At 72.1% G+C, this 24938-nt stretch carries 26 protein-coding genes; 16 read left to right on the top strand and 10 right to left on the bottom strand.

Going from position 1 to position 24938, the window contains the following annotated elements:
- Nucleotides 1–2 precede the first annotated feature (2 nt).
- The 4 genes from pgl to tal all read right to left on the bottom strand — a co-directional run bounded on the left by pgl (nt 3) and on the right by tal (nt 4670).
- The gene (gene pgl / locus AC559T_RS26985) at nt 3–794 is read right to left on the bottom strand and encodes a 6-phosphogluconolactonase (protein ID WP_498870502.1); all 792 of its coding nucleotides are present in this window, start codon (nt 792–794) and stop codon (nt 3–5) included.
- The gene (locus tag AC559T_RS26990; RefSeq protein ID WP_071065512.1) at nt 791–1813 is read right to left on the bottom strand and encodes a glucose-6-phosphate dehydrogenase assembly protein OpcA; all 1023 of its coding nucleotides are present in this window, start codon (nt 1811–1813) and stop codon (nt 791–793) included. The genes pgl and AC559T_RS26990 overlap by 4 nt, the downstream gene beginning before the upstream one ends.
- A gap of 34 nt (nt 1814–1847) precedes the next feature.
- On the bottom strand, nt 1848–3380 hold the full coding sequence (gene zwf / locus AC559T_RS26995; RefSeq protein WP_020459676.1) for a glucose-6-phosphate dehydrogenase: 1533 nt from the start codon (nt 3378–3380) through the stop codon (nt 1848–1850).
- 180 nt (nt 3381–3560) lie between these two features.
- A complete protein-coding gene (gene tal, locus AC559T_RS27000; RefSeq protein ID WP_112107435.1) occupies nt 3561–4670 on the bottom strand; it encodes a transaldolase in 1110 nt (369 codons plus the stop codon).
- Nucleotides 4671–5525: 855 nt separating this feature from the next.
- Here tal and AC559T_RS27005 point away from each other — a divergent pair.
- The 6 genes from AC559T_RS27005 to AC559T_RS27030 all read left to right on the top strand — a co-directional run bounded on the left by AC559T_RS27005 (nt 5526) and on the right by AC559T_RS27030 (nt 8973).
- Nucleotides 5526–6506 (top strand): heme o synthase, encoded by a 981-nt coding sequence (locus tag AC559T_RS27005; protein WP_071065509.1) that lies wholly within the window; start codon nt 5526–5528, stop codon nt 6504–6506.
- A 171-nt stretch (nt 6507–6677) separates the two neighbouring features.
- Complete coding sequence (locus AC559T_RS27010; RefSeq protein ID WP_498870512.1) at nt 6678–6881, top strand: MerR family DNA-binding transcriptional regulator; 204 nt, start codon at nt 6678–6680, stop codon at nt 6879–6881.
- Nucleotides 6824–7393 carry a Rossmann-fold NAD(P)-binding domain-containing protein gene (locus AC559T_RS27015; RefSeq protein ID WP_498870503.1) on the top strand — a complete coding sequence of 190 codons (570 nt, stop codon included), beginning with the start codon at nt 6824–6826 and terminating at the stop codon, nt 7391–7393. Before AC559T_RS27010 ends, AC559T_RS27015 begins: the two co-directional genes overlap by 58 nt.
- Nucleotides 7394–7404: 11 nt before the next feature.
- Nucleotides 7405–7806 (top strand): ArsR/SmtB family transcription factor, encoded by a 402-nt coding sequence (locus tag AC559T_RS27020; RefSeq protein WP_071065506.1) that lies wholly within the window; start codon nt 7405–7407, stop codon nt 7804–7806.
- A complete protein-coding gene (locus AC559T_RS27025; RefSeq protein WP_071065505.1) occupies nt 7806–8306 on the top strand; it encodes an SRPBCC family protein in 501 nt (166 codons plus the stop codon). Before AC559T_RS27020 ends, AC559T_RS27025 begins: the two co-directional genes overlap by 1 nt.
- Before the next feature lie 31 nt (nt 8307–8337).
- Complete coding sequence (locus AC559T_RS27030) at nt 8338–8973, top strand: TIGR03086 family metal-binding protein (RefSeq protein ID WP_498870504.1); 636 nt, start codon at nt 8338–8340, stop codon at nt 8971–8973.
- Nucleotides 8974–9004: 31 nt separating this feature from the next.
- Here the strand turns inward: AC559T_RS27030 and AC559T_RS27035 are convergent, their stop codons facing one another.
- From AC559T_RS27035 to AC559T_RS27060, 6 genes are all read right to left on the bottom strand, one after another.
- Nucleotides 9005–10018, bottom strand: coding sequence for a COX15/CtaA family protein (locus AC559T_RS27035; protein ID WP_235014238.1), 1014 nt, complete (start codon nt 10016–10018; stop codon nt 9005–9007).
- Between the two features lie 88 nt (nt 10019–10106).
- Entirely contained in the window at nt 10107–10928 is an 822-nt protein-coding gene (locus AC559T_RS27040; protein ID WP_498870505.1) for an ABC transporter permease, read from the bottom strand.
- Nucleotides 10925–12091 carry an ABC transporter ATP-binding protein gene (locus AC559T_RS27045; protein WP_498870506.1) on the bottom strand — a complete coding sequence of 389 codons (1167 nt, stop codon included), beginning with the start codon at nt 12089–12091 and terminating at the stop codon, nt 10925–10927. Before AC559T_RS27045 ends, AC559T_RS27040 begins: the two co-directional genes overlap by 4 nt.
- A gap of 54 nt (nt 12092–12145) precedes the next feature.
- Nucleotides 12146–12685, bottom strand: coding sequence for a transcriptional regulator (locus tag AC559T_RS27050; protein WP_071065501.1), 540 nt, complete (start codon nt 12683–12685; stop codon nt 12146–12148).
- 195 nt (nt 12686–12880) lie between these two features.
- Nucleotides 12881–14374 (bottom strand): glycerol kinase GlpK, encoded by a 1494-nt coding sequence (glpK, locus tag AC559T_RS27055; protein ID WP_112107448.1) that lies wholly within the window; start codon nt 14372–14374, stop codon nt 12881–12883.
- A 69-nt stretch (nt 14375–14443) separates the two neighbouring features.
- Nucleotides 14444–15220, bottom strand: coding sequence for a hypothetical protein (locus AC559T_RS27060; RefSeq protein WP_071065499.1), 777 nt, complete (start codon nt 15218–15220; stop codon nt 14444–14446).
- 346 nt (nt 15221–15566) lie between these two features.
- Here AC559T_RS27060 and AC559T_RS27065 point away from each other — a divergent pair, with 346 nt between their 5' ends.
- The 10 genes from AC559T_RS27065 (at nt 15567) to glgA (ending at nt 24922) form a co-directional block, all read left to right on the top strand.
- Nucleotides 15567–16346 carry a helix-turn-helix transcriptional regulator gene (locus AC559T_RS27065; protein ID WP_071065498.1) on the top strand — a complete coding sequence of 260 codons (780 nt, stop codon included), beginning with the start codon at nt 15567–15569 and terminating at the stop codon, nt 16344–16346.
- Complete coding sequence (gene sufB, locus AC559T_RS27070) at nt 16343–17755, top strand: Fe-S cluster assembly protein SufB (RefSeq protein ID WP_248828519.1); 1413 nt, start codon at nt 16343–16345, stop codon at nt 17753–17755. Before AC559T_RS27065 ends, sufB begins: the two co-directional genes overlap by 4 nt.
- Nucleotides 17755–18900 (top strand): Fe-S cluster assembly protein SufD, encoded by a 1146-nt coding sequence (gene sufD, locus AC559T_RS27075; RefSeq protein WP_498870507.1) that lies wholly within the window; start codon nt 17755–17757, stop codon nt 18898–18900. The genes sufB and sufD overlap by 1 nt, the downstream gene beginning before the upstream one ends.
- Nucleotides 18897–19241, top strand: coding sequence for a non-heme iron oxygenase ferredoxin subunit (locus tag AC559T_RS27080; protein WP_071065495.1), 345 nt, complete (start codon nt 18897–18899; stop codon nt 19239–19241). Before sufD ends, AC559T_RS27080 begins: the two co-directional genes overlap by 4 nt.
- Nucleotides 19242–19249: 8 nt before the next feature.
- Nucleotides 19250–20029 carry a Fe-S cluster assembly ATPase SufC gene (gene sufC / locus AC559T_RS27085; RefSeq protein ID WP_198541413.1) on the top strand — a complete coding sequence of 260 codons (780 nt, stop codon included), beginning with the start codon at nt 19250–19252 and terminating at the stop codon, nt 20027–20029.
- Complete coding sequence (locus AC559T_RS27090; RefSeq protein WP_112107450.1) at nt 20026–21351, top strand: cysteine desulfurase; 1326 nt, start codon at nt 20026–20028, stop codon at nt 21349–21351. The genes sufC and AC559T_RS27090 overlap by 4 nt, the downstream gene beginning before the upstream one ends.
- On the top strand, nt 21348–21803 hold the full coding sequence (gene sufU, locus AC559T_RS27095) for a Fe-S cluster assembly sulfur transfer protein SufU (RefSeq protein ID WP_071065492.1): 456 nt from the start codon (nt 21348–21350) through the stop codon (nt 21801–21803). Before AC559T_RS27090 ends, sufU begins: the two co-directional genes overlap by 4 nt.
- Nucleotides 21804–21805: 2 nt before the next feature.
- Complete coding sequence (locus tag AC559T_RS27100; RefSeq protein WP_071065491.1) at nt 21806–22189, top strand: metal-sulfur cluster assembly factor; 384 nt, start codon at nt 21806–21808, stop codon at nt 22187–22189.
- A gap of 255 nt (nt 22190–22444) precedes the next feature.
- Entirely contained in the window at nt 22445–23686 is a 1242-nt protein-coding gene (glgC, locus tag AC559T_RS27105) for a glucose-1-phosphate adenylyltransferase (protein WP_112107453.1), read from the top strand.
- A gap of 48 nt (nt 23687–23734) precedes the next feature.
- Complete coding sequence (gene glgA, locus AC559T_RS27110; RefSeq protein ID WP_498870508.1) at nt 23735–24922, top strand: glycogen synthase; 1188 nt, start codon at nt 23735–23737, stop codon at nt 24920–24922.
- Nucleotides 24923–24938: the final 16 nt, after the last annotated feature.

The following is a 24938-nucleotide window of genomic DNA, read 5'->3' on the forward strand; positions in this document are numbered from 1 at the left end:
GCTCAGAGCCGGGACGCGGCGGCGCGGTCCACCAGCCAGAGCGTGCGCTCCCGGCCCACCGCGCCGGCGGCCGGGAAGGCCACCGGATCCGCGCCGGGCGTCAGCGCGTTCGCCACCGCCTCGGCCTTCTCCTCCCCGGCGACGACCACCCAGACCTCACGGGCGGCCCGCAGCGCGGGGAACGTCAGTGTCACCCGGGTGGGCGGCGGTTTCGGGCAGTCCCGGACGGCGGTCACCGTCCCGGTGGCCACGGCCGCCGGCGAGTCGGGGAAGATCGACGCGACGTGCGTCTCCGGCCCGAGCCCGAGCAGCAGGACGTCGAACGCCGGAACGGCGGAACCGGCCACCGCCCGCGCCGCGAGCGTCTCCGCGTACGCCGCGGCGGCCGTCTCCGGCTCGGCGACACCGCCGCCGCCCGCTCCCGCGAGGTGGCCCATGGGGAAGACCCGCGTCGGGTCCACCGGAACGTGCGCGAGCAGCGCCTCCCGGGCCTGCTGGTCGTTGCGGTCGGGGGAGTCCGCCGGCACGAAGCGCTCGTCGCCCCACCAGACGTCCACCCGGGCCCAGTCGACCGCGTCCACCGCGGGGCTGGCCCGCACCGCGCGCAGCAGCGCCACGCCGATGCCGCCGCCGGTGAGCACGATCGAGGCCTCGCCGCGCGCCGCCTGGGCGTCCACCAGCGCGGTGATGAGCCGCGCCGCCGCCGCCCGCGCGAGCACGCCGGCGTCCGCGTGGACGACCACCGTGGGCGGTTCCGGAGCGGGCCCGCCGCCCGCGGGCACGGACGGCGTCACGACGCCGCGGGCGGGATCGGCGTGGGTGGGATCGCCGCGAGTGCCGCCTCGGAGCGCTCCAGCGCCGGATCGCGCCAGATGTGCTCGCGGTGCAGCGGTCGGCTGTTCAGATCCGGGACGCCGCTCCAGGCCGAGAGCGCCTCGGCGTACACGCTGTCGTCGTCGAGGCGGCGCAGCTCCTCCGCGAGCAGGTCACCCAGCCCTCGTTCGGGCAGCGGCAGCACCCTGGTCGGGTAACCCGTGCGGGTGATACCGGCCGAACGGCTGTCCGTGCGGGCCAGTGAGAGCTCGCCGTCGCCCACCGCCAGGCGGACGCTCTGGATGCCCTTCTTACCCGGCGCGTCGGTGATCGTTACCGGGACCCGCAGCTTCGCCTGCAGCCAGCCGGCGAACAGGCGGGCGCTGGGGTTGCCCGGCTCGCTGACGACCGTCGCCGGCCCCACCGGCTCGGAGACCTGGTCGAACGCGGCCGCCAGCAGGGTGCGCCACCCCGAGATGCGGGTCCAGGCCAGGTCGGTGTCACCGGGGACGAAGTCCTCGGCCCGCTGCAGCAACGCGGCCAGCGGGTCGTGGGCCGCGTAGGTCCCGGTGACCCGGCGGTCGGCGAACACGCCGAGCGGGTCGTAGGCGATCTTCTCCGGGGGAGCGTCGTACCACCAGGTGACCACGGGGGCGTCCGGCGCGAGCAGCGGGAGCACGACCGACTCGGCGTGCAGCGCGAGCCGGCCCGACATCCGCATCACGACGGCCTCGCCGGGCCCCAGCCGGCCGCCGATCGACACCTCGGCGTCCAGCCGAGGGTGCGGCGAGTCGATCTGCCGGCGCACGACGATCAGCAGCCGGCACGGGTGGGCGGCGGCGGCCGCGGTGGCGGCGCTCTCCGCCTGGCTGACGTGCTGCTCGTCCACGACCACCACGAGCGTCAGCGCCAGGCCGAACGCGAGCGCGCCGGCGGCCCGCCGCTCGGCGGACAGCGCCTTGACCACCGCCGATCCGGTGGTGTCCCACAGGGTGGTCATGACAGTCTCCCTTCGGCGTGGCGCGGATAGCGGGTCATGGCCGGCGCCACCGGCGGCCGTCGCGGGCGAGCATGTCGTCGGCCGCCGCCGGGCCCCAGCTCCCGGCCCGGTACGTGTGCGGCTTCGTGCTCCGCCAGAACTCCTCGAGCGGGTCGATGATCCGCCACGACTCCTCGACCTCGGCGTTGTTCGGGAACAGCGTCGCGTCGCCGAGCAGGACGTCCAGGATCAGGCGCTCGTAGGCCTCGGGCAGCGCCTCGGTGAACGCCTCGCCGAACAGGAAGTCCATGGCGACGTCGCGCACCTCCATGGCCGAGCCGGGGACCTTCGAGCCGAAGCGCAGCGTGACGCCCTCGTCCGGCTGCACCCGGATCACCAGCTGGTTGTTGCCCAGCTCGGCGGTGTCGGTCTCGTCGAACGGCAGGTGCGGCGCCTTGGTGAAGGTGATCGCGATCTCGGTGACCCGCCGCGGCAGGCGCTTGCCCGTCCGCAGGTAGAACGGCACGCCGGCCCAGCGCCGCGTCTCGACGCCGAGCTTCACCGCGACGAAGGTCTCCGTCGTCGAGTCCGCCGGGATGTCGGCTTCCTCAAGGTAGCCGCGGACCCGCTCGCCGGCGAGCCAACCCTGCGAGTACTGCCCGCGCACGGCGAACGTGGCGTAGTCGTCGGGCAGCGACACCGCCCGCAGGACCTTCAGCTTCTCGGTGCGGATGGTGTCCGCGCCGAAACTGACCGGCTCCTCCATCGCGGTGAGCGCCAGCAGTTGCAGCAGGTGGTTCTGCAGGACGTCGCGGGCCGCGCCGGTCTCGTCGTAGAAGCCGGCCCGGGTGCCGATGCCGACGTCCTCGGCCATGGTGATCTGCACCGAGTCGACGAAGTGGGAGTTCCAGATCGGCTCGAAAAGGGTGTTGGCGAACCGCAGGGCGAAGAGGTTCTGAACCGTCTCCTTGCCCAGGTAGTGGTCGATGCGGAAGACGTCGTCGGGGGTGAAGACGTCGTCGACCAGCGAGTTCAGTTCGCGCGCGGACTCCAGGTCGTGCCCGAACGGCTTCTCGATGACGACCCGGCGCCAGCCGCCCGCGGCCTCGTTGGAGGCCAGGCCCGTCCGCTGCATCTGCTTGAGGACGACGGGAAAAGCCGTCGGCGGGATCGACAGGTAGAAGGCCGCGTTGCCCCGGATCCCGTGGCTGTGCTCCAGGTCGGTCAGCGTCGCGGCGAGGCCGTCGAACGCGGCGTCGTCGGAGAACGAGCCCTGGCAGAACCGCAGGGAGCCGGCGAGCCGCTCCCAGGTGTCCTCGCGGAACGGTGTCCGGGCGCCGCGTTCCGCCGACTCGCGGGCGAAGGCGGCGAACTCGTCGTCGCTCCAGTCCCGGCGGGCGAAGCCGACCAGGACGAAACCCGGCGGGAGCAGCCCCCGGTTCGCGAGATCGTAGACGGCCGGTATGAGCTTCTTGCGGGCCAGGTCACCGGTCGCGCCGAAAACCACCAGCGCGCTGTTGTCCGGTAGCCGCGGCAGCCTCCGGTCCCGTGGATCCCGCAGTGGGTTGCCACTAGCGGTGGACGCCACCCGTTCCCCCTTCACAGTTCGTGGTGCTCGCGATTCATGGTGACCGCGGCCCGTGTCACCGCCGGTCCGCCTCCCCGATACTCCCGCCGGCCGGCCCGGTCTGCCCAGGCGGGATGGCGCGGCCGGGCGGAGGAGGTCGGACGGACGGGTCGGGCGGACGGGGCCGGACCGGCGGAACGGTCAGGACGCGGCGGAGCCGAGCTGCTCGCGGATGGTGTCGAGGAGCTGGTTCCAGGAGTCCTCGAACTTGCGGACGCCCTCGACCTCCAGCACCTCGACGACGTCGGCCATGTCCACTCCGAGCTCGGCGAGCTCGGCCAGGACGGCGCGGGCGTCCTCGTAGTTGGGCGTGATGGTGTCGCCGGGCACGACCCCGTGGTCGGCGAACGCCTCGAGCGTCGCCTCCGGCATCGTGTTGACGGTGCCCGGGGCGATCAGCTCCGTCACGTAGAGGGTGTCCGGCAGCCCCGGGTCCTTCGTCGACGTCGACGCCCACAGCGGGCGCTGGGGCTTCCCGCCGGCGGCGGCGAGCCGCTCCCAGCGCGGCGTGCTGAAGATCTTCTCGTACAGCTCGTAGGCGAGTCGGGCGTTGGCGATCGCGGCCTTCGAACGCAGGGCCTCCGCCTTCGGGGTGCCGATCTTCGCGAGCCGGCCGTCGACCTCGCTGTCGACGCGGCTGACGAAGAAGGACGCGACGGAGGCCACGTCGGAGATGTCCCGGCCGGCGGCGAGGGCCTGCTCGAGGCCGGTCATGAACGCGTCCATGACGGCCTCGTAGCGGTCCAGCGCGAAGATCAGCGTCACGTTCACGCTGATGCCCTGCGCCAGCGTCGCGGTGATGGCCGGCAGGCCGGACTTCGTCGCCGGGATCTTGATGAACAGGTTCGGCCGGTCGACCGACCACCACAGGGCACGGGCCTCGGCGACCGTGCGCTCGGTCTCGTGCGCGAGCCGCGGGTCGACCTCGAGGGAGACCCGGCCGTCGACGCCGGAGCTGGCGTCGTAGGCGGGTCGCAGGATGTCGCAGGCGTCGCGGATGTCCGCCGCGGTGATCGCGCGGACGGCCTCGCCCACGTCGACCCCGCGAACGGCCAGGTCGCGGAGCTGCTCGTTGTACGTCTCACCGCCGCCGATGGCCTTCTGGAAGATCGTCGGGTTGCTGGTGACGCCGACGACGCTGCGGGTGCGGGCGAGCTCGGCGAGGTTGCCGGTCCGGATCCGCTCGCGGCTGATGTCGTCCAGCCACACCGCCACGCCGGCGGCTGACAGGTCGGACAGGGGCTTGCTCATCGGACGTAATCCTCTCCGCGGCCGTGTCGTCGCGCCGCAGTGGTGCGGTCGGTGCAGTGGTCCGTGGGTGGGCTTATCGTTCGGGGCGGCCCCGCCGGGCACCGGCGTCGCCGGGCCCGCTGATCGTCGGATGGGCTGATCGTCGGATGGACCGGCGCGTCGTCGCGCGGCCCACGATGGGTGCTCGTCCCCCACAATGATCGCACCCGGCCGGACGGCCCTCCGTCGCCATTGCGCGGCCAGGTGCGGCGGACGCGGGCGTCCCGGCCGAAATCGTCACTGCCCTTGCGCCGCCTTCCTTACTGCTTACGGCGACCGTGCCAGATGTCCCTGCCCTCGGCCCTACCCGCATGCGTGATCCTCACCCCAGTGTCCGTGTCCGAGTGGCACACCGGGAACGTGCCGAAGAACACTGGCTTTCCGCTGGCCTGCCGCCGTCCGCCGCGGCAGCCGACGTCGCCCGGCCGCGGCCGCCGACGTCACCAGCCCGCGGCCGCGGGTGGCGGCGACGCGCGCGGCCTGCGCACAGCAAGCCCGGCGCCCCCGGTGGACGGCGCCCACACGCGGGGTGCGGACCCCATCGGGACGCAGCCCACGCGCACTGCCCGGCTCCCGGCAGCTAGACTCCGACACGTCGTAGAACACCACCCACGCCCTCTCTCGGGCACCGTCCCGCGCGGTTCGCTGGATGACCGCGCCGATCGCGAGGTCGTTCTGTCTCCCGAGGCCGTTGTTCGCCACCGGCAGGGCTTGCCCCGCCGCCCGGTGACGTCGAGCGGTGGCCGTCCGGCCACGGCGGGACCTGCCCCGCGGGCCATTCCCGCCGCGGGCGCGGGTCAACCGCCGCGTGTTGCCGTGACCTCCGCCGCCGTCCCGGTACCCGCCGTCCCGGTACCCGCGGCGCCGGCCGCCGGGGCGGAGCCGTCCGGTGATGTCCTGGTCGTTCCCCGGGGCCGACTGGCCCGGGCGACCGACCGGGCCCGGTCCTACATAGCGCTGATGAAACTGCGGGTCGTGGAGCTGCTCCTCGTCTCCACGGTGCCGGTCATGCTCCTCGCCGAGCGCGGGATGCCGTCCTGGTGGCTGATCGCGGTGACGCTGCTCGCCGGCACCCTCTCCGCCGGCAGCGCCAACACGATCAACTGCTACGTCGACCGCGACATCGACCAGCTCATGGGCCGCACGAAACGCCGCCCGCTCGTCCGGGAGGTCGTCGAACCCGCCCAGGCGCTGCGTTTCGGCATCGCCCTCGGCATCATCTCGACCCTCATGTTCGGCCTGCTGGTCAACTGGACGTCGGCCGTGCTGTCCGTCGGGGCCATCGCCTTCTACGTCTTCGTCTACACGCTCGGCCTCAAGCGACGCTCCCCGTCGAACATCGTCATCGGCGGCGCCGCGGGCTGCTTCCCGGTGCTGATCGGCTGGTCCGCCGTGACCGGCACGGTCGGCTGGCCCGCCGTGCTGCTCTTCGCGGTCGTGTTCTTCTGGACGCCGCCGCACTTCTGGGCGCTGGCGATCCGCTTCAAGGACGACTACGCCGCCGCCGGCGTCCCGATGCTCCCCGTGGTGGCCACGCTCGAGGTCGTCACCCGCCGCATCCTGGCCTACTCCTACCTGATGGTCGCGGTCTCCCTCGCCGTCGCCCCCGTGGCCGACATCGGCCTGGTGTACCTGGTCCCGGCGGTTCTGCTCGGCGCCTGGTTCGTCGCCGAGGCCCACCGGATGGCCGCCCGCGCCAAGCGCGGCGAGGAGATCAAGCCGATGCGCCTGTTCCACATGTCCATCACCTACCTGACCCTCCTCTTCGCGGCCCTGGCCGTCGCGGCGCTGCTCTGACACCCCCCTGATCCGGTACCGCTGTTAGCTGGCTCCCGCCCGTCACCCGCATCCAGGGTGACGGGCGTCGTCGGTTCCGGAGCCGGTCGGCAGCGCTCGGCGCACGCTTGACCTGAAGCGCTTGAGGTTCGTCAGCCTGGAGTCATGACGGAGACGGACGTGCGGATGATGATGACGATTCAGGAGGTCTCGCGGCGGACGGGGTTCACCGAGCCGACGCTGCGCTACTACGAACGGGTGGGCCTGTTCGGCTTCGCTACCTGCGGGCCAAGGCCGATCTGTGGGCCGCCCGTGATCGCGGGGACCTCGACGCGGAGATGCGTGCCGTGGACGTGGTCACCGATCCCGCCGAGCCCGGCCTCAGCGCGTACGTGAAGTCGAAGACCCTCGTCGAGCGCGCCGCGTGGGACTTCGTGCGGCGCGAAGGCGGAACGCTGGAACTCGCGGTGATCAACCCGGTCGGGATCTTCGGGCCGGTGCTGGGCGCGGACTACGCCAGCTCCATCGACCTGGTACGGCGCCTGCTCGCCGGTGCCATGCCCGCCATCCCCCGCCTGTACTCCGGGGTCGTCGACGTCCGCGCCGTCGCCGAGTTGCATCTCCTGGCCATGAACAGCCCGGCCGCGGCGGGACAGCGGTTCCTCGCCGTCGCCGGTGACGAGTACAGCCTGCCCGCCATCGCCGGCGGCGCGCGGCGCGGCGATAACGGTGCCGTAGCGGCGGCTCTGCGTGGCGCGGTGTCATGGTGCGTCGATCTGTGTGCGGTGTCGGCGCCTGCACGATGCCGCCTGTTTCGGCTGCCCGCCAGGCAGGGAAAACAGGTTCTCAACTTGATGGTTGACGTCCTGGCCGCCCACGCCTACCGTCATCGTCAACCGATCGGTTGAGGGAAGGTTTTGTGGATCAGCTGTCGCGACTCTTCGCGGCGCTCACGGACCCGACACGGCGGGATCTGGTCGCCCGGCTCACGGCCGGCGACGCCACCGTCGGCGAGCTCGCCGCGCCGTACGACATGTCCGTCCAGGCGGTGTCGAAGCACCTGAAGGTGCTTGAGCAGGCGGGACTGATCACCCGGGCGGGGAGCGCCCATCGCAGTCCTGTGCACCTCGAAGCCGAGGTGCTCGACCTGATGACGGGGTGGATAGAGCGGTACCGCCGCCGAGCCGAGCAGCGCTACCGCCGCCTGGACGCGGTGCTGGCCGAGATGAACGGCAGTCCGGCGAACGAGGCGTCCACCGCCGGGAGCGGCGGGCCGGACGCGGGCACGAACGACGAACAGCCAATGAGGGGAACAGCCTGATGAGTAGCAACAGCAGCACCGCCACCGCGGGGACGACCCGCATCGAAGCCGACCCGCGGGTACCGCTGATCCGGCTCACCCGGGACTTCGCCGCCACACCGGAGCAGCTCTTCCGCGCGCACACCGACCCGGCCCTGTTCGCCCGGTGGGTCGGGCCGGACGGGTTGGACACGACGATCGAGCACTGGGACGCCACCAACGGCGGAAGCTGGCGCTATGTCGCCCGTCGGGACGGTGTCGACTTTCGCTTCCGCGGCTGCTTCCATGAGGTCCGCCCGGACCGGATCGTGCAGACCTTCACCTTCGAGGGCGAGCCGGACAGCGTGGCGCTGGAGACGATGTGGTTCGAGGACCTCGGTGACGGCCGCACCCGGCTGCACGCCCAGTCGCTGGTCGACAGCTTCGAGAGCAGGGACGCCTGGCTACGCGGCGGCATGCAGACCGGCATCGACGAGGGCTACGCCAAACTGGCTGCCCTGGTGTCCTCCGGTGCCGTCTGATCCGGGCGCGCCGAACAGTGCGGAACCCACGATGACGACGTCCGAGGGGACGAGACCCCCATCCCCGGCAGCATCCTCCGTGGCACTGACGGCGCTCGCCGACCGCCCGGCCGAGCGCCACCGGCGGATCGCCGGCACCTTTACCGACCGGGTTCTCGGAACCCGGGACTGGGATGCCCCCGCGCCGGTCGCCGGTTGGGTAGCCCGCGACGTGGTCGGTCACCTGTGTGAATGGTTCACCGGCTTCCTTGATGCAGGCGGCGGGCCGGCCCTGCGGCACGGTCCACCCGTCGACGAGGACCCGGTGCGGGCGTGGCAGACACACGCCGATGCTGTCCAGCGGCTCCTCGACGACCCGACCACCGCCGCGCTGACCCTTCGCAACCCGCACATGGGCGAGCTGTCGGTCGCCACAGCCACCGACATGATCTACACGGCCGACGTATTCATGCACACCTGGGACCTGGCCAGGGCCACCGGCCAGGACGGTCGCCTCGACGCTGGCTTCTGCGGCCTGCTGCTCGGCGGCATGGAACAGATGGAGGACGTCATCCGATCCTCCGGCCAGTACGGGCCACGGGTCGCCGTCCCCGACGATTCGGACGCCCAGACCCGCCTGCTCGGCTTCATCGGCCGCGACCCGTTCTGGCGGCCCGGCGGCCGGTAGCTCGGCTGGCCCGACCGCTACGGCGGGGAGGTCAACCCGCGGCGACCTGGCGGGAGCCCGTCCAGGCGCTCTCCCTCGCCGGGGGGCGTTCGCTCATGGCCAGCCACAGCTGGACGGTGACGATCCACATGATGGTCGCGCCGGCCATGTGCAGGGCGACGAGCAGCGGCGGGATGCCGGCGAAGTACTGGGTGAAGCCGATCGCGGCCTGGGCGACGACGGTCAGCGCGAGGGCGTTCGCGCTGCGGCGGGCCTCCGCGGGGGCGGGCGTCAGCCGGACGGCGAAGATCATCGCAACGGTGAGGCCGGTGAGGATCATCGCGCCGTCGGCGTGGAGCTGGGCGACGTTGACGATGTCGAAGCCGAACCGCTTCGTGTCCTCACTGTCGCCGCTGTGCGGCCCGGTGCCGGTCACGACGGTGCCCAGGACGAGCACGCCCCCGGCCACGGTCATCAGCAGCCGGGCGAGCCAGAGGAGCTCCGGGCGGACCGCCGGCGGGGTCGGGCCGGCGGCCTGACGGGCCCGCCGGTGCAGCGCCACGGCGTTGAACAGCAGGACCATCGACAGCAGGAAGTGCGCGGCGACGGTGGCCGGGTGCAGCTTCACCAGCACCGTGATCCCGCCGAGCACCGCCTGGCCGACGAAGCCGAGCCACAGGCCGAGGGAGAGCAGCAGCAGGTCCCGCCGCGGTTCGCACAGCCGCCGGGCCGCGATCGGCAGGGCCAGCACGACCAGGCCGACGACGATGCTGACGACCCGGTTGCCGAACTCGATGGCGCCGTTGAGGGCGTACGCCGAGTGCGGGGTGAAGGAGCCGTCGCCGCACTGCGGCCAGGTGGGGCAGCCCAGCCCGGAGCCGGTCAGCCGGACGGCGCCGCCGCTCACCACGATCGCGGCGAGCAGGAGGACACTGGCCAGTGTCAGCCGGCGGAAGGCGCGCAGCCCGATCACCGGTAGCCGGCCGGTGGTGGTGTCCGGCTGGCTGGCGCCGCCGCTCTCGCGGGGCTTGCTCCGACGATCGGTAGAAGTTGGCATCGCGGTCATAGTAATCCGCCCGAGTCCGTGGCAAGGGGTGCGCGCCGCCACTACCGGGTGGCCCGGCACCGGCGCGCGGGCCGTGGTCGCCGGCCGGCTATTCCCAGCGGAACAGCCGCGCCGCGAGCCCCAGCGCGCCCACCGACCACAGTGCGAGCACGAGCAGGTTGCCCGCCCCCGGCCCGGAGCCGTCGGCCAGCACCGCGCGCAGCCCGTCCGACAGCGCGGCCGTGGGCAGGGCCTCGGCGACGACCCGCATCCAGCCGGGCAGCTCGTCCAGCGGGAACACCACGCCGCCCACCAGGAGCAGCAGCAGGTACACGCCGTTCGCGGCGGCGAGTGTCGCCTCGGCGCGCAGCGTGCCGGCCATCAGCAGGCCCAGGCCGGAGAAGGCGGCCGTCCCGAGCAGGACGAGCAGGATCACCCAGCCCGCGCTGGCGACCGAGTCGGCCGGGTCCCAGCCGAGGGCGAAGCCGACGGCGACCAGCAGGACGAGCTGGACGACCTCGACCGCGAGCACGGCCAGCGTCTTGCCCGCGAGCAGGATCGAGCGGGGGAGCGGGGACGCGCCCAGCCGCTTGAGCACCCCGTAGGAGCGCTCGAACCCGGTCGCGATGGCCTGGCCGGTGAACGCGGTGGACATCACGGCCAGCGCGAGCACCCCGGGGACGAGGAAGTCCACTGAGCTCTGCGTGGTCGTCGAGGTCGGCAGGACGTCCACGGCGGAGAAGAAGACGAGCAGGCCGATCGGGATGATCAGGGTGAGCAGGACGGATTCGCCGCGGCGCAGGGTGAGTGTGAGCTCGAGGCGGGTCTGCGCGGCCAGCATCCGGGCCCGCGGCGCCGCGCCCGGCGCCGGGCGCAGATCAAGCACGGTGCCGGGCGCGGCGCCGGCCGTGGCGGTGTCGGCCACGCTCATGACGCCAGCTCCGAGCCGGTCAGCTCCACGAACACGTCCTCCAGGGTGCGCTGTTCGACCCTCAGGTCCTCGGCGAGCACGCCGTTGCTGGCGCACCACGCGGTGACCGCGGCGAGCAGCTGGGGGTCGACGGTGCCCTGCACCAGGTAGTGGCCGGACGGCCCCTCCCGGCCGGTCGTGCCGTCGGGCAGGGCCAGCAGCAGGCGCTCGACGTCGAGGCCGACCGGCGCGCGGAAGCGCAGCTGGCCCTCGGCGCCGCCGCGGGTCAGCTCGGCCGGCGACCCGGCGGCGACGACCCGGCCCCGGTTCACGATCACGACCTGGTCGGAGAGGCGCTCGGCCTCGTCCATCGCGTGGGTGGTGAGCACGACCGTGACCCCGGACAGCCGCAGCTCCTCGATGAGCTCCCAGGTGTCGCGGCGGCCCTGGACGTCGAGGCCCGCGGTCGGCTCGTCGAGGAAGACCAGCTCGGGCCGGCCGACGACGGCCATCGCGAGGGAGAGCCGCTGCTGCTGGCCGCCGGAGAGCCGGCGGAACGGCACGCCCGCAACCTCGGCGAGCCCGAGGCGTTCCATCAGGACGCCCGCGTCGAGCGGGTTGGCATGGTGCGCGGCGATCAGCCGCAGCATCTCGCCGGCGCGCGCGCCCGGGTACATGCCGCCAGCCTGCAACATCACACCCACCCGCGGGCGGAGCGCGGCGCCGTCGCGGATCGGGTCCAGACCGAGGACGCGGACCTCGCCGCTGTCGGCCGCCCGGAATCCCTCGCAGATCTCGATCGTGGTGGTCTTGCCGGCGCCGTTCGGCCCGAGCACGGCGGTGACGGAACCCACCGAGACGCTCAGCGACAGGCCGTCGACCGCCCGGATCTGGGCCGCGCGCTCCCCGCCGGGGAGGACCTGGCCCTCGATGGTCTGTGTGCCGCGGGTCTGCGTGCCGCGGTCGGCACGCCCGGGCGGCGGCGCGTCACCCTGTTTGGTCTCGGTGGGCGGGTGCGCCTGGCGGCGCCCGTGGGCCCGGGAAGATCTTGGTATGGTCGCGGGGCCTCCGGAGGCCCCGGGCGTTCCGGCGCGCAGGTAGCGCGGACGTGCGGTGTTCCCGCCGGCGGACCGCCGGTAGATCTTGACCAGATCGGTCACCTCGACTGCCAGGACCTCCGCCACGCCGCCGATCCTACGGACTCGGCGCGGGGTTATCCGTGCCGTTATCGCCGGGCGTTATCGGCGGGGTTGTGTCGGGCGGACCGTGGCCGCCCGGCGCCGGCCGCCGGCCGGTACCGGCTCGCCGGCCTCGACCAGCGTGCCCCAGGCACCGAGCCGTTCGTAGAGGACGGCGGGTGTCGTGCTGTACAGCCGGGACAGCGACTGGAGGTCGGAGCGGCGCAGGCGCAGCACGTCCCGAGAGCTGTCGGAGCGCAGCACCTGCACGATCGCGATCCACCGGCGCAGCGGGCCCGTCCGGGTCGGGGGCAGCTTGCGCAGGCGGCGCAGGTCGATCACCAGCGGCGGCAGGTCGTCGGTCTCTCGTCGTTCGACCGGCGGCGGCACCAGCAGGGTCGCGGGGACGTCGTACAGCTCGGCGAGCTCGACGAGACGGTGCACCCGCAGGGTCCGGCTGCCACGTTCGTAGGCACCGAGGGTTCCGGCGGTCCAGCGCCCGCCGGTGCGTTCCTGGACGTCGAGCAGGGACAGCCCGCGGCGGTTGCGGGCCGCCCGGAGGCGGCGGCCGAGTTCCAGGGCGTAGTCCGCGTCGGTCACGGTCTCCGTCCGGGGGGTCAGGTGCGGCAGGAGACGCCAACCGCCCCCGCAGAACAGGTTGGCAGGTATCGCGGACGGCGGCAGGCAGTTTTCCCAATCAGCCGCGAGCCTTTGTTGTCTCTAAGTGGGCTTCAATCGTTGTCCAGATGTGGGACATGTCGGTTTCTCGTCGCGGAAAACGCGCAAACAACCAGGTCAGCCGCGATCCCAGTCCCGTGAGCGCTCGACGGCGCGCAGCCACTGCCCGTAAAGCTCGGCTCGCTGGTCTTCGCCCATGGCCGGCTGGTACCGCGCCGCGGTGCGTCGTCGGGCGTCCAGCTCGTCGCGCCCGGCGTAGACACCGGTCGCCAGCCCGGCCAGGTAGCCCGACCCCAGCGCCGTGGTCTCGATGTTCTCCGGGACGTCCACCTCGACCCCGAGGATGTCGGCCTGGAACTGCATCAGCCACGGGTTGCGCGCGGCGCCGCCGTCCGCCCGCAGCTGGGTCACCGTCACCCCGGCGCCCGCGGCCATCTCCTCGACGACGTCCCTGGTCTGGTAGGCGATGCCCTCGAGCACCGCGCGGGCCAGGTGCGCCCGGCCGGTCGCCCGGGTGAGGCCGACCAGCGTGCCGCGGGCGCGCGGATCCCAGTGCGGCGCGCCGAGCCCGGCGAGCGCGGGGACGAAGTACACCCCGTCGTTGCCGTCCAGCGAGGCGGCCAGCGCCGCGGTCTGCTCGGCGTCGGAGATGACGCCCAGCCCGTCACGCAGCCACTGCACCGCGGAGCCGGTGGAGAGAATCGCCCCCTCCAGCGCGTAGGTGAGCGACTCGCCGTCGAGCCCGAACGCGACAGTGCGCAGCAGCGACGACTGCGGTGCCGGGAGCGTCGCCCCGGTGTTGACCAGGACGAACGAGCCGGTGCCGTAGGTGTTCTTGGCCTGGCCGGGCTCGAAGCACGCCTGCGCGAACAGGGCGGCCTGCTGGTCGCCGACGACCGCGGCGATCGGCACCCGGACCCCGAGGAACACCTCCGGGTCGGTCTCGGCGTACACCCGGGAGCTCGGCACCACCTCGGCGAGCAGCTCGGCCGGGACGTCCAGCAGGTCGCACATCTCGGCCGACCAGGCGCCGTCCGCCAGGTCGAACAGCATCGTGCGGGAGGCGTTGGTGACATCGGTGATGTGCGCCCGCCCGCCGGTCAGGCCCCAGACGAGCCAGGAGTCGACGGTGCCGAACGCGACCTCGCCGGCCGCGGCCGCCCGGCGGGCCCCGTCGACGTGGTCGAGCACCCAGGCGGCCTTCGTCCCGGAGAAATAGGGGTCGAGCACCAGGCCGGTGCGCTCCTGGACCCGCGGCCCATGGCCGGCCGCGGCCAGCCGTTCGCAGACATCCGCCGTGCGCCGGTCCTGCCAGACCACGGCGGGGTGCAGTGGACGTCCGGTGCGGCGTTCCCAGAGCACCGTGGTCTCGCGCTGGTTGGTGATCCCCACCGCTGCCAGGTCGGACGGGGCCCGCCCGGCGTCGGCCAGCGCGGCGGCGACGGTGTCGACGACGCCGCGCAGCAGCTCCGCCGGGTCCTGCTCCACCCAGCCCGGGCGGGGGAAGGACGTGCCGACCGCGCGGTAGCCGCGGCCGACGACCGCGGCCTCCTCGTCGAGCAGGCAGACCGTGGTCCCTGTCGTGCCCTGATCAACAGCGGCCACCAGCATCGTCGGGTCCCCCCTACGTGGGCCGCCCGCCTCCGTCAGGCCAGCAGAGCCGTCGGGCCAGCAGAGCCGTCAGGCCAGCGAGGCGAGGTCGACGGCGTTGGCCGGTGCGGCGATCGCGACCTTTGATCCGTACTCGGAGAACTCCATCTTGCCCTCGTCGCCGCCCAGCAGCTCCAGGCGCAGCGGCACGGCGTCGCCGGTGTTGGCGGCCCACAGGCGCGTCCCGACCTTGCTACCCACCTCGACGGCCGGCTTGCCGTTGATCTTCTCGGTGCTCACGTCGCCGTCCAGCGCGGACACGTACTCGCCGATCGAGAGGGCGAAGCCGTCGATGGTGAAGTAGCGGTACTGGCCCGCGGCGTCGTCGGAGAGCCGGACCCAGCGGTCGGCGAGCAGCTCGGCGGCGGCACCCTCGCCGATCGACTCGTAGTACTCCTTGCTGCCGCGGGCGTAGGTGTCGTCCGCGATCTTCACGACCTCGGTGACGATCGAGCCGGAGGTGACGGTGCCCCGGGACGACGACCCGGACATCACCAGGTCGTAGTTGGTCGTCCCGTCCGCCGACGGGTCCTGGACCGTCCCGACGACGCGCACGCTCTGCGCCGTGCGCAGCGCCTCGACCGACCTCGTGCCGATCTCGGCCGGCGAGGCGTCCTCCAGGCCGTTCGTGTCGGAGCCGCCGGTGCAGGCGGTGAGCGCCAGCACGGCGCCGGCCAGCAGCAGGGCCGCGACCCGCCGCGCCGGTCGGCGTGCGGCCGTCGGGTGCGCGGCGCCGCGTGGATCGATGGTGGTGCCCGGATCGAGGATCCCGCCGGGATGTGCGGTGCCGCCGCGAACCGTCCGCATCTCTCCGTCGCCTCCCGTGCCGCCCCGGGCCGTCTCCGGTCGCCGGGATGTCCGGTGGGGACCATGGTGAGGTCCGCGCAGGCTCCGGCCGTGCTGCCCGGACCGCTCCGGTCAGGGCGGACAGGAGCCCGCAGCCGCGCCCGGGTGATGTTCCGCGCGCGCCGGGCGAAGTGTCCCATCCGCCTGTGGGAGGGGTCCGATCGGGTATGTCCGAAGCGGTCGCATGTGACCTGGCAGACCCGACTTCTGTCGGTGACCCGACCCTATGAAGGAGATCACGGGCCCGTCAGGTGGGCGACGGCCGCCTCGGTTCGACCACGTCCTGGAAATAGGGCACACTGGTGTTGTGAAAAGCGAGCAGGAGGTGTCCACGGGCGCGACCGACGGTCGCACCCGGGATCGCCTCGTGCGGCTCCTGCTCGAACGCGGCCCGTCGACGGCTGCGGACCTCTCGCACGAGCTCGGGCTGTCGCCGGCGGCCGTCCGCCGGCATCTCGACGCCATGACCTCGGACGGCACCATAACGACCACATCGACCGTGGTCCACGGCCGGCGCGGGCGGGGCCGGCCGGCCCGGCGCTACACCCTCACCGAGGCCGGGCACCAGGCCGGCCCCACGGCCTACTCCGACCTGGCCGCCGGCGCGCTGCTGTTCCTCGCGGACGCCTGCGGCCCCGACGCGGTGGCCGAGTTCGCCCGGGTACGCGGGGTCGATCTGGAACGGCGGATCCGCGACGAGGTCGTCGCCGTGCCGCCGGCGGAGCGCCCGGAGGCGATCGCCGCGGCCATGACCCAGGCCGGGTACACGGCCAGCGTCTCCGAGCTGCCGAGCGGTACCCAGATCTGCCAGCACCACTGCCCGGTGCAGCACGTGGCCGAGCGCTTCCCCGCGTTGTGCGAGGCCGAGACGGCGATGTTGGCGCGGCTCCTCGACACGCACGTGCAGCGCCTGGCCACGATCGCCCACGGCGACGGCGTCTGCACCACACACATACCGGTGATCCCGGTGGAGTCGATCACGGTGCTCTCGCCGTCGGGGGCCTCCGGGCCAGCGGGCGCGGCGCCCGACAGGACCCCGTCCGGGCAGACATCACAACCATCCACCTTTCCGGAAGGTTCTCTATGACCACCTCTGCCGAGACCGCCCTTGAGGGCCTTGGCTCCTACCGGTTCGGCTGGGCGGATGCGGACGCCTATGCCGTCGACGTGGAACGTGGCCTCTCCGAGGCGGTCGTACGTAGCATCTCGGCGAAGAAGAACGAGCCGTCCTGGATGACCGACCTGCGGCTGAAGGGCCTGAAGCTCTTCGAGCGCAAGCCCATGCCGACCTGGGGCGCGGACCTGTCCGGCATCCATTTCGACAACATCAAGTACTTCGTCAGGTCGACGGAGAAGCAGGCCGAGGAGTGGGCGGACCTGCCGGAGGAGATCCGGGCCACCTACGACCGGCTCGGCATCCCGGAGGCGGAGAAGCAGCGGCTGATCTCCGGCGTCGCGGCCCAGTACGAGTCGGAGGTCGTCTACCACAAGATCCGTGAGGACCTCGAGGAGCAGGGCGTCATCTTCCTGGACACCGACTCGGGGCTGCGCGAGCACCCGGAGATCTTCCAGGAGTACTTCGGCTCGGTGATCCCGGTCGGCGACAACAAGTTCGCCGCGCTGAACACCTCGGTGTGGTCGGGTGGCTCGTTCATCTACGTCCCGCCGGGCGTGCAGGTCGAGATCCCGCTGCAGGCCTACTTCCGGATCAACACCGAGAACATGGGCCAGTTCGAGCGCACCCTGATCATCGTGGACGAGGGCGCCTACGTCCACTACGTCGAGGGCTGCACCGCGCCGGTCTACTCGTCGGACTCGCTGCACTCCGCGGTCGTCGAGATCGTCGTGAAGAAGAACGCCCGCTGCCGGTACACGACCATCCAGAACTGGTCGAACAACGTCTACAACCTGGTCACGAAGCGGGCCGCCTGCCACGAGGGCGCCACCATGGAGTGGATCGACGGCAACATCGGCTCCAAGGTGACGATGAAGTACCCGGCGGTGTGGCTGCTCGGCGAGCAGGCCCACGGCGAGGTCCTCTCGATCGCCTTCGCAGGTGAGGGCCAGCACCAGGACGCCGGCGCCAAGATGGTGCACGCGGCGCCGCGCACCTCGTCCAAGATTGTCTCGAAGTCCGTGGCCCGCGGCGGCGGCCGGACCTCGTACCGTGGCCTGGTCCAGATCAACGAGGGCTCGCACGCCTCGCGGTCGACGGTGAAGTGTGACGCGCTGCTGGTCGACGCGGTCAGCCGCTCCGACACCTACCCCTATGTCGACGTCCGCGAGGACGACGCCTCCATCGGGCACGAGGCCAGCGTCTCCAAGGTCGGCGAGGACCAGCTCTTCTACCTGATGAGCAGAGGTCTGTCCGAGGACGAGGCGATGGCCATGGTGGTGCGCGGCTTCATCGAGCCGGTCGCCCGCGAGCTGCCCATGGAGTACGCCCTCGAACTCAACCGGCTCATCGAGCTCCAGATGGAAGGCGCAGTCGGCTGATGGCCGTCATCGATGCCACGGGACGCCCCCCGGCCCAGGCCGGCGCGGCTCCGCGTCCCGTTCGGTCCCGTGACCCCGAGGACCACGCAGTACCTGGCGGTCGCGAGGAGGCGTGGCGGTTCACCCCGCTGCGCCGCCTGCGCGGCCTGCTCAACGGCCCCGTCGCCGACTCCAAGGTCGACGTCTCGGTCTCCGCGCCGGACGGCGTCGAGATCGAGCGGCTCGCCCCGACCGACTCCCGGATCGGGCGCGTGCTCACCCCGGCGGACCGCCCGGCGGCGTTCGCCATGGCCCGTTCGGACGGCGGCCTGTCCGTCACCATCCCGGCCGAGGCCGGGCTCACCGAACCGGTGGTCGTGAGCCTGCGGGGCGACGGCGGCGTCTGCTACGAGCACGTGCTCGTCGAGCTCGGCCCGTTCGCCACGGCCACGGTCGTCCTCGACCACACCGGCAGCGCCACCTTCGCCGGCAACGTCGAGGTGTTCATCGGCCACGGCGCGGCGCTGACGTTCGTCACCGTCCAGGACTGGGCGGAAGACTCCGTCCACCTGGGCGCGCACGCCTACTCGGTGGGCCGCGACGCGCGGCTTCGCTCGTTCACCATCACCCTCGGCGGCGACCTCGTCCGGCTGAACCCGACCGTGGACTACCGCGGCCCCGGTGGTGACGCAGAGCTCTACGGCCTGTTCTTCACCGAGGCGGGCCAGCACCAGGAGCACCGCCTGCTGGTCACCCACGAGGCGCGGTCCTGCCGCAGCCGGGTCACCTACAAGGGCGCGCTGCAGGGCGAGGGCGCGCATGCGGTGTGGATCGGCGACGTCGTGATCGGTGCCGACGCCGTCGGCACCGACACCTACGAGCTGAACCGCAACCTGGTGCTCACCGACGGCGCGCGCGCCGACTCGGTGCCCAACCTGGAGATCCTCACCGGGGAGGTCGTCGGCGCCGGCCACGCCAGCGCGACCGGCCGCTTCGACGACGAGGCGCTGTTCTACCTGATGTCGCGCGGCATCCCCGCCGACGAGGCCCGTCGCCTGGTGGTCCGCGGTTTCTTCGCCGAGATCGTCGACCGGATCGACCTCCCCGAGCTGCGCGAGCGCGTCATGAGCCGGGTCGAGGAGGAGCTGGCGGCGGTGGGCGTATGACCAGCACGACCGACACGCACTGGCGGCGCGCCTGCGCCGCCGCCGACCTCGGCGACGAGGCCGCGCTCGGCGTCGAGATCGACGGCGAGCCAATCTGCGTCGTCCGCTCCGGCGGCCGGCTGTACGCGGTGCGCGACGAGTGCTCGCACGCCGACGTGCAGCTCTCCGAGGGCGAAGTAGAGAACGGCCTCATCGAGTGCTGGCTGCACGGCTCCCAGTTCGACCTCGCCACCGGCCAGCCGACGAGCCTGCCGGCGATCGACCCGGTGCCCACATACCCAGTGACCATCGACGGCGACGACGTCCTCGTCGACCTTCACACGAACCCGAAGCGAGGGTGACGACCGCGGTGTCTGTTCTCGAGATCCGCAACTTGCACGTGTCGGTGGACACCGACACGGAGGGCCCGCGCGAGATCCTGCGCGGGGTCGACCTCACCGTCCGCAAGGGCGAGACCCACGCGATCATGGGGCCGAACGGCTCCGGCAAGTCCACGCTCTCCTACTCCATCGCCGGCCACCCCAAGTACACGGTCACCGAGGGCACCGTCACCCTCGACGGCGAGGACGTCCTCGCCATGTCCGTGGACGCCCGCGCGCGGGCCGGGATCTTCCTGGCGATGCAGTACCCGGTCGAGGTGCCCGGCGTCTCGGTGTCGAACTTCCTGCGCTCGTCGGCGACGGCGGTGCGTGGCGAGGCGCCGAAGCTGCGCACCTGGGTCAAGGAGGTCAAGCAGGCGATGGCCGGACTGGAGATGGACCCGGCGTTCGCCGAGCGCAGCGTCAACGAGGGCTTCTCCGGCGGTGAGAAGAAGCGCCACGAGATCCTGCAGATGACGCTGCTCGCGCCGAAGGTCGCCATTCTCGACGAGACCGACTCCGGCCTGGACGTCGACGCGCTGCGCATCGTCTCCGCCGGCATCGAGGCGGTGCGGGCCAAGGGGGAGACGGGCATCCTGCTCATCACCCACTACACCCGCATCCTGCGCTACGTGAAGCCCGAGTTCGTGCACGTCATGGCGGGCGGGCGGATCGTGGACGAGGGCGGTCCCGAGCTCGCGGCGACCCTGGAGGATTCCGGCTACGACCGGTACGTCAAGGGCGTGGAGCCGGCGGCGGCGGTCTCATGACCGTCGTCGAGACACGCGCGGCGGGAGTCGGCGCGCACGCCGGCGCCGGGTTCGACGTCGAGCGGGTCCGTCGCGACTTCCCGATCCTCGCCCGCACGGTGCACGACGGCCTGCCGCTGGTCTACCTCGACAGCGCCGCGACGTCGCAGAAGCCGCTGGCCGTCCTCGACGCCGAGCGGACCTACTACGAGCGGCACAACGCCAACGTGCACCGCGGTATCCACGTGCTCGCCGAGGAGGCCACGGCCCTCTACGAGGAGTCCCGGGACAAGATCGCGGCGTTCGTCGGCGCGCCCGACCGGCGCGAGATCGTGTTCACGAAGAACTCCTCGGAGGCGCTGAACCTCGTCGCCTACGCGATGAGCAACGCCGTCACGGGCGGTCCGGAAGCGGAGCGGTTCCGGCTCGGGCCGGGCGACGAGGTCGTCATCACCGAGATGGAGCACCACTCCAACCTGGTGCCCTGGCAGATGCTGTGCGCGCGCACCGGCGCCACCCTGCGCTGGATCGGTCTCACCGAGGACGGCCGGCTCGACCTGGCACACCTCGACGAGGTCATCACCGACCGGGCGAAGATCGTCTCCTTCGTGCACCAGTCGAACATCCTCGGCACGGTCAACCCGGTCGCGACGATCGTCGCCCGGGCTCGTGAGGTCGGGGCGCTCACCGTGCTCGACGGCTCCCAGTCGGTGCCGCACATGCCGATCGACGTCGTCGACCTCGGGGTGGACTTCCTCGCCTTCACCGGGCACAAGATGTGCGGGCCCACCGGCATCGGCGTGCTGTGGGGGCGGCGCGAGCTGCTCGAGGTGATGCCTCCGTTCCTCGGTGGTGGAGAGATGATCGAGGTCGTCACCATGGAGGCCTCGACCTACGCCGCTGCGCCGCACCGCTTCGAGGCGGGCACCCCGATGATCTCCCAGGCGATCGGCCTCGGCGCCGCGGTGGACTACCTCACCGGCCTCGGCATGGACGCGGTCGCCGCGCACGAGCACGAGATCACCGCGTACGCGCTCGACGCGCTCGCGGGCGTCCCGGGCCTGCGGATCATCGGACCGCCGACCGCCGAGGGCCGCGGCGGGGCGATCTCGTTCGCCCTGCGCGACTCCGAGGACCGCCCACTGCACCCGCACGACGTCGGCCAGATCCTGGACGAGCAGGGCGTCGCGGTGCGGGTCGGCCACCACTGCGCCCGCCCGGTCTGCCTGCGCTACGGCGTGCCGGCGACCACCCGGGCCTCGTTCCACCTGTACACGAACACCGCCGACGTCGACGCGTTGGTGGAAGGTCTCGGGCAGGTCAGGAGGTTCTTCCTGAGGTGAAGCTCGACTCCATGTACCAGGAGATCATCCTGGACCACTATCGCAACCCGCATCACCGCGGCCTGCGTGACCCGTTCGACGCCGAGGTGCACCACGTCAACCCGACCTGTGGCGACGAGGTGACCCTGCGGGTCAAGGTCGCCGACGGTGTCGTCGCGGACGTGTCCTACGAGAGCGAGGGCTGCTCGATCAGTCAGGCCTCGGCCAGCGTGATGGCCGACCTGGTGATCGGGAAGTCGGTGGCGGACGCGCTCGAGCTCGAGCGTGAGTTCCTGGCGCTGATGCAGTCCCGCGGCACCCAGGAGGGCGACGAGGAGGTGCTCGAGGACGCGGTCGCGTTCGCGGGCGTCTCCAAGTACCCGGCCCGGGTGAAGTGCGCACTGCTGTCCTGGATGGCCTGGAAGGACGCCACCGCGCAGGCCACCGCCCTCGTCCCCGAGCAGGAGAAGTGACCATGAGCGAGACCGCCACCCCCACCGAGCCGGCGCGGGTCACCGAGAGGGCTGTCGTCGTGGAGAAGGCATCGTTCGACGACGTCGAGGAGGCCATGCGCGACGTCGTCGACCCCGAGCTCGGGATCAACGTCGTCGACCTCGGCCTGGTGTACGGCATCAACATCGCGGACGACAACACGGTCACCCTCGACATGACGCTGACCTCGGCGGCCTGCCCGTTGACCGACGTCATCGAGGACCAGACCCGCTCGGCACTCGTCGACGGGCCGGACAACCTGGTCAACGACGTCACGATCAACTGGGTCTGGATGCCGCCGTGGGGCCCGGACAAGATCACCGACGAGGGCCGGGAGCAGCTGCGCGCTCTCGGGTTCAACGTCTGATCTGTACCTGATTAGTACGGAGCGGCGGCCCGGGGCGGCACCCTGGGTCGCCGTAGCGTCGTAGCGTGACCTGACCGTTTTCTTACCTCGTGGCTAACTCTTTGACGTGCAGCCACTGACCCCAGTGGTCCCTTGTAGGCTCCGAGATGACCGGAATGCACACAGCCTGGGCACATGTTCGGGTGTGGTCATCCGGTCTGTGTCGGGGCGGATCCGTCCCGGATTCGGGTCGATCACGGGGAGCCGGGCCGAAGTATGCGCAGCCCGCGGGTGCTGGGTCTTGTCTTGGCGGGTGGCGCGGGAAAGCGCCTGGCTCCGCTGACCGCCGACCGCGCGAAACCCGCGGTGCCGTTCGGCGGGATCTACCGCCTGGTCGACTTCGTCCTGTCGAACCTGGTCAACGGCGGCTACCTGCGGATCGCCGTGCTGACCCAGTACAAGAGCCACAGCCTCGACCGGCACATCACGACCACCTGGCGGATGAGCAACCTGCTCGGCAACTACGTGACGCCGGTGCCCGCCCAACAGCGCCTCGGCCCGCAGTGGTTCGCCGGCAGCGCGGACGCCATCCACCAGTCCCTCAACCTCGTCCACGACGAGGCCCCCGACGTGGTCGTGGTCTTCGGCGCCGACCACGTCTACCGGATGGACCCGCGCCAGATGGTCGCCCAGCATCTGGAGACCGGCGCCGGGGTCACGGTGGCGGGGCTGCGCGTCCCCCGGTCGGAGGGCAGCGCGTTCGGGGTGATCCGCACCGCGGATGACGGGGTCACCATCGCGGAGTTCCTGGAGAAGCCGGCCGACCCCCCGGGACTGCCGGGCAGCCCCGACGAGATCTTCGCGTCGATGGGCAACTACGTGTTCACCACCGACGTGCTCATCGACGCCCTGCGCGCCGACGCCGCCGACCCGGAGAGCGTCCACGACATGGGCGGCAGCATCGTCCCGATGCTGGTCGAGCAGGGCACGGCCGCCGTCTACGACTTCGCCGCCAACCAGGTGCCCGGGGCGCTCGAGCGCGACCACGGCTACTGGCGGGATGTCGGCACCCTGGACTCCTACTTCGACGCGCACATGGACCTGTGCGCGCTCGACCCGGTCTTCAACCTCTACAACCGGGACTGGCCGATCTACACCAACGTCCCGCCGTCCATCCCCCCGGCGAAGTTCGTGCACGACACGCCGGGCCGGGTCGGCGTCGCCACCGACAGCATCGTCAGCAACGGTGTGATCATCTCCGGTGGCGCGGTGCGCCGCTCCGTGCTGTCCCCGGGGGTCCGGGTGAACTCGTGGTCGGTCGTCGAGAACGCCGTCGTGATGGACAACTCCGTCATCGGACGGCGCGCCGTGGTCCGTGACGCCATCCTCGACAAGAACGTGGTCGTCCCCCCGGGCGCGACCGTCGGGGTGGACAAGGACCACGACCGCGCCCGCGGCTACCAGGTCAGCGAGGCCGGAGTCACCGTGGTCGGCAAGGGCGTCACGATAGCGGACTGATCCGCTCCAGCGGACCAGGGCGGAACCGAGCGAAGGGCCGAGGAACGGATGCGGGTCGCGCTGTTCACACGTGAGTACCCGCCGGATGTCTACGGCGGCGCCGGGGTGCACGTCGAGTACCTCGCGCGGGAGCTGGCGCGGCTGGTCGACCTGACCGTGCACTGCGAAGGCGACCCGCGCCCATCTCCAGGCACCGCCGGCGCAGCCAGCACGGCCGCGGTCGAGGCGCACCGGCCCTGGCCGGCGCTCGATGGGGCGAACGACGCCCTGCGGATCGCCTCGATGGACCTGTCGATGGCGGCGGCGGTGGACCGTGCCGGCGGTGCCGACGTCGTGCACTCCCACACCTGGTACACCAACCTCGCCGGGCATCTGACGTCCCTCGTGCAGGGCATCCCGCACGTGATGACCGCGCACTCGCTCGAGCCGCGCCGACCGTGGAAGGCCGAGCAGCTCGGCGGGGGCTACCGGCTGTCGTCGTGGTGTGAGCGGGTGGCGATCTCCGCCGCGGCGGCCGTGGTGGCGGTCAGCGAGGGCATGCGCGCCGACATCCTCGACGCCTACCCCGAGGTCGACCCCGGGCGCGTGCATGTCATCCGCAACGGCATCGACACCGACGAGTACACCCCGGACAACCGCACCGACGTCCTCGAGCGGTACGGCGTGGACCCGGATCGCCCGTCGGTGGTCTTCGTCGGGCGCATAACCCGGCAGAAGGGGCTGCCCGTGCTGCTGCGGGCCGCGGCCCGGCTCGACCCGTCCGCGCAGCTCGTGCTCTGCGCCGGCGCTCCGGACACCCCCGAGCAGCTCGCCGAGGTCACCGGGCTGGTGGACGGCCTGCGCGCCAGCCGCGACGGCGTGGTCTGGCTGTCCGGCATGCTCGCCAAGCCCGAGGTGATCCAGATCCTGTCGCACGCGACGGTGTTCGTCTGCCCGTCCGTCTACGAGCCGCTGGGCATCGTCAACCTGGAGGCGATGGCCTGCGGTACGGCCGTGGTCGCCTCCCGGGTCGGCGGCATCCCCGAGGTCGTCGCGTCCGGAGAGACGGGCCTGCTCGTGCCACCGGACGACCCCGCGGCGTTGGCAGCCGCGATCAACGAGGTGCTCGCCGACCCCGGGCGCGCCGCCGCCATGGGCCGCGCGGGGCGGGACCGTGCCGTCGCCGAGTTCGGCTGGCCCGCGGTGGCCGAGCGTACCGCCCGCCTCTACGAGAAGGTCACCGGCAACTCCGGTTGAACGGGCAGGTAGCGGC

It is taken from the genome of Frankia sp. Hr75.2 (genome assembly GCF_949319125.1).
GTDB lineage: Bacteria > Actinomycetota > Actinomycetes > Frankiales > Frankiaceae > Parafrankia > Parafrankia soli.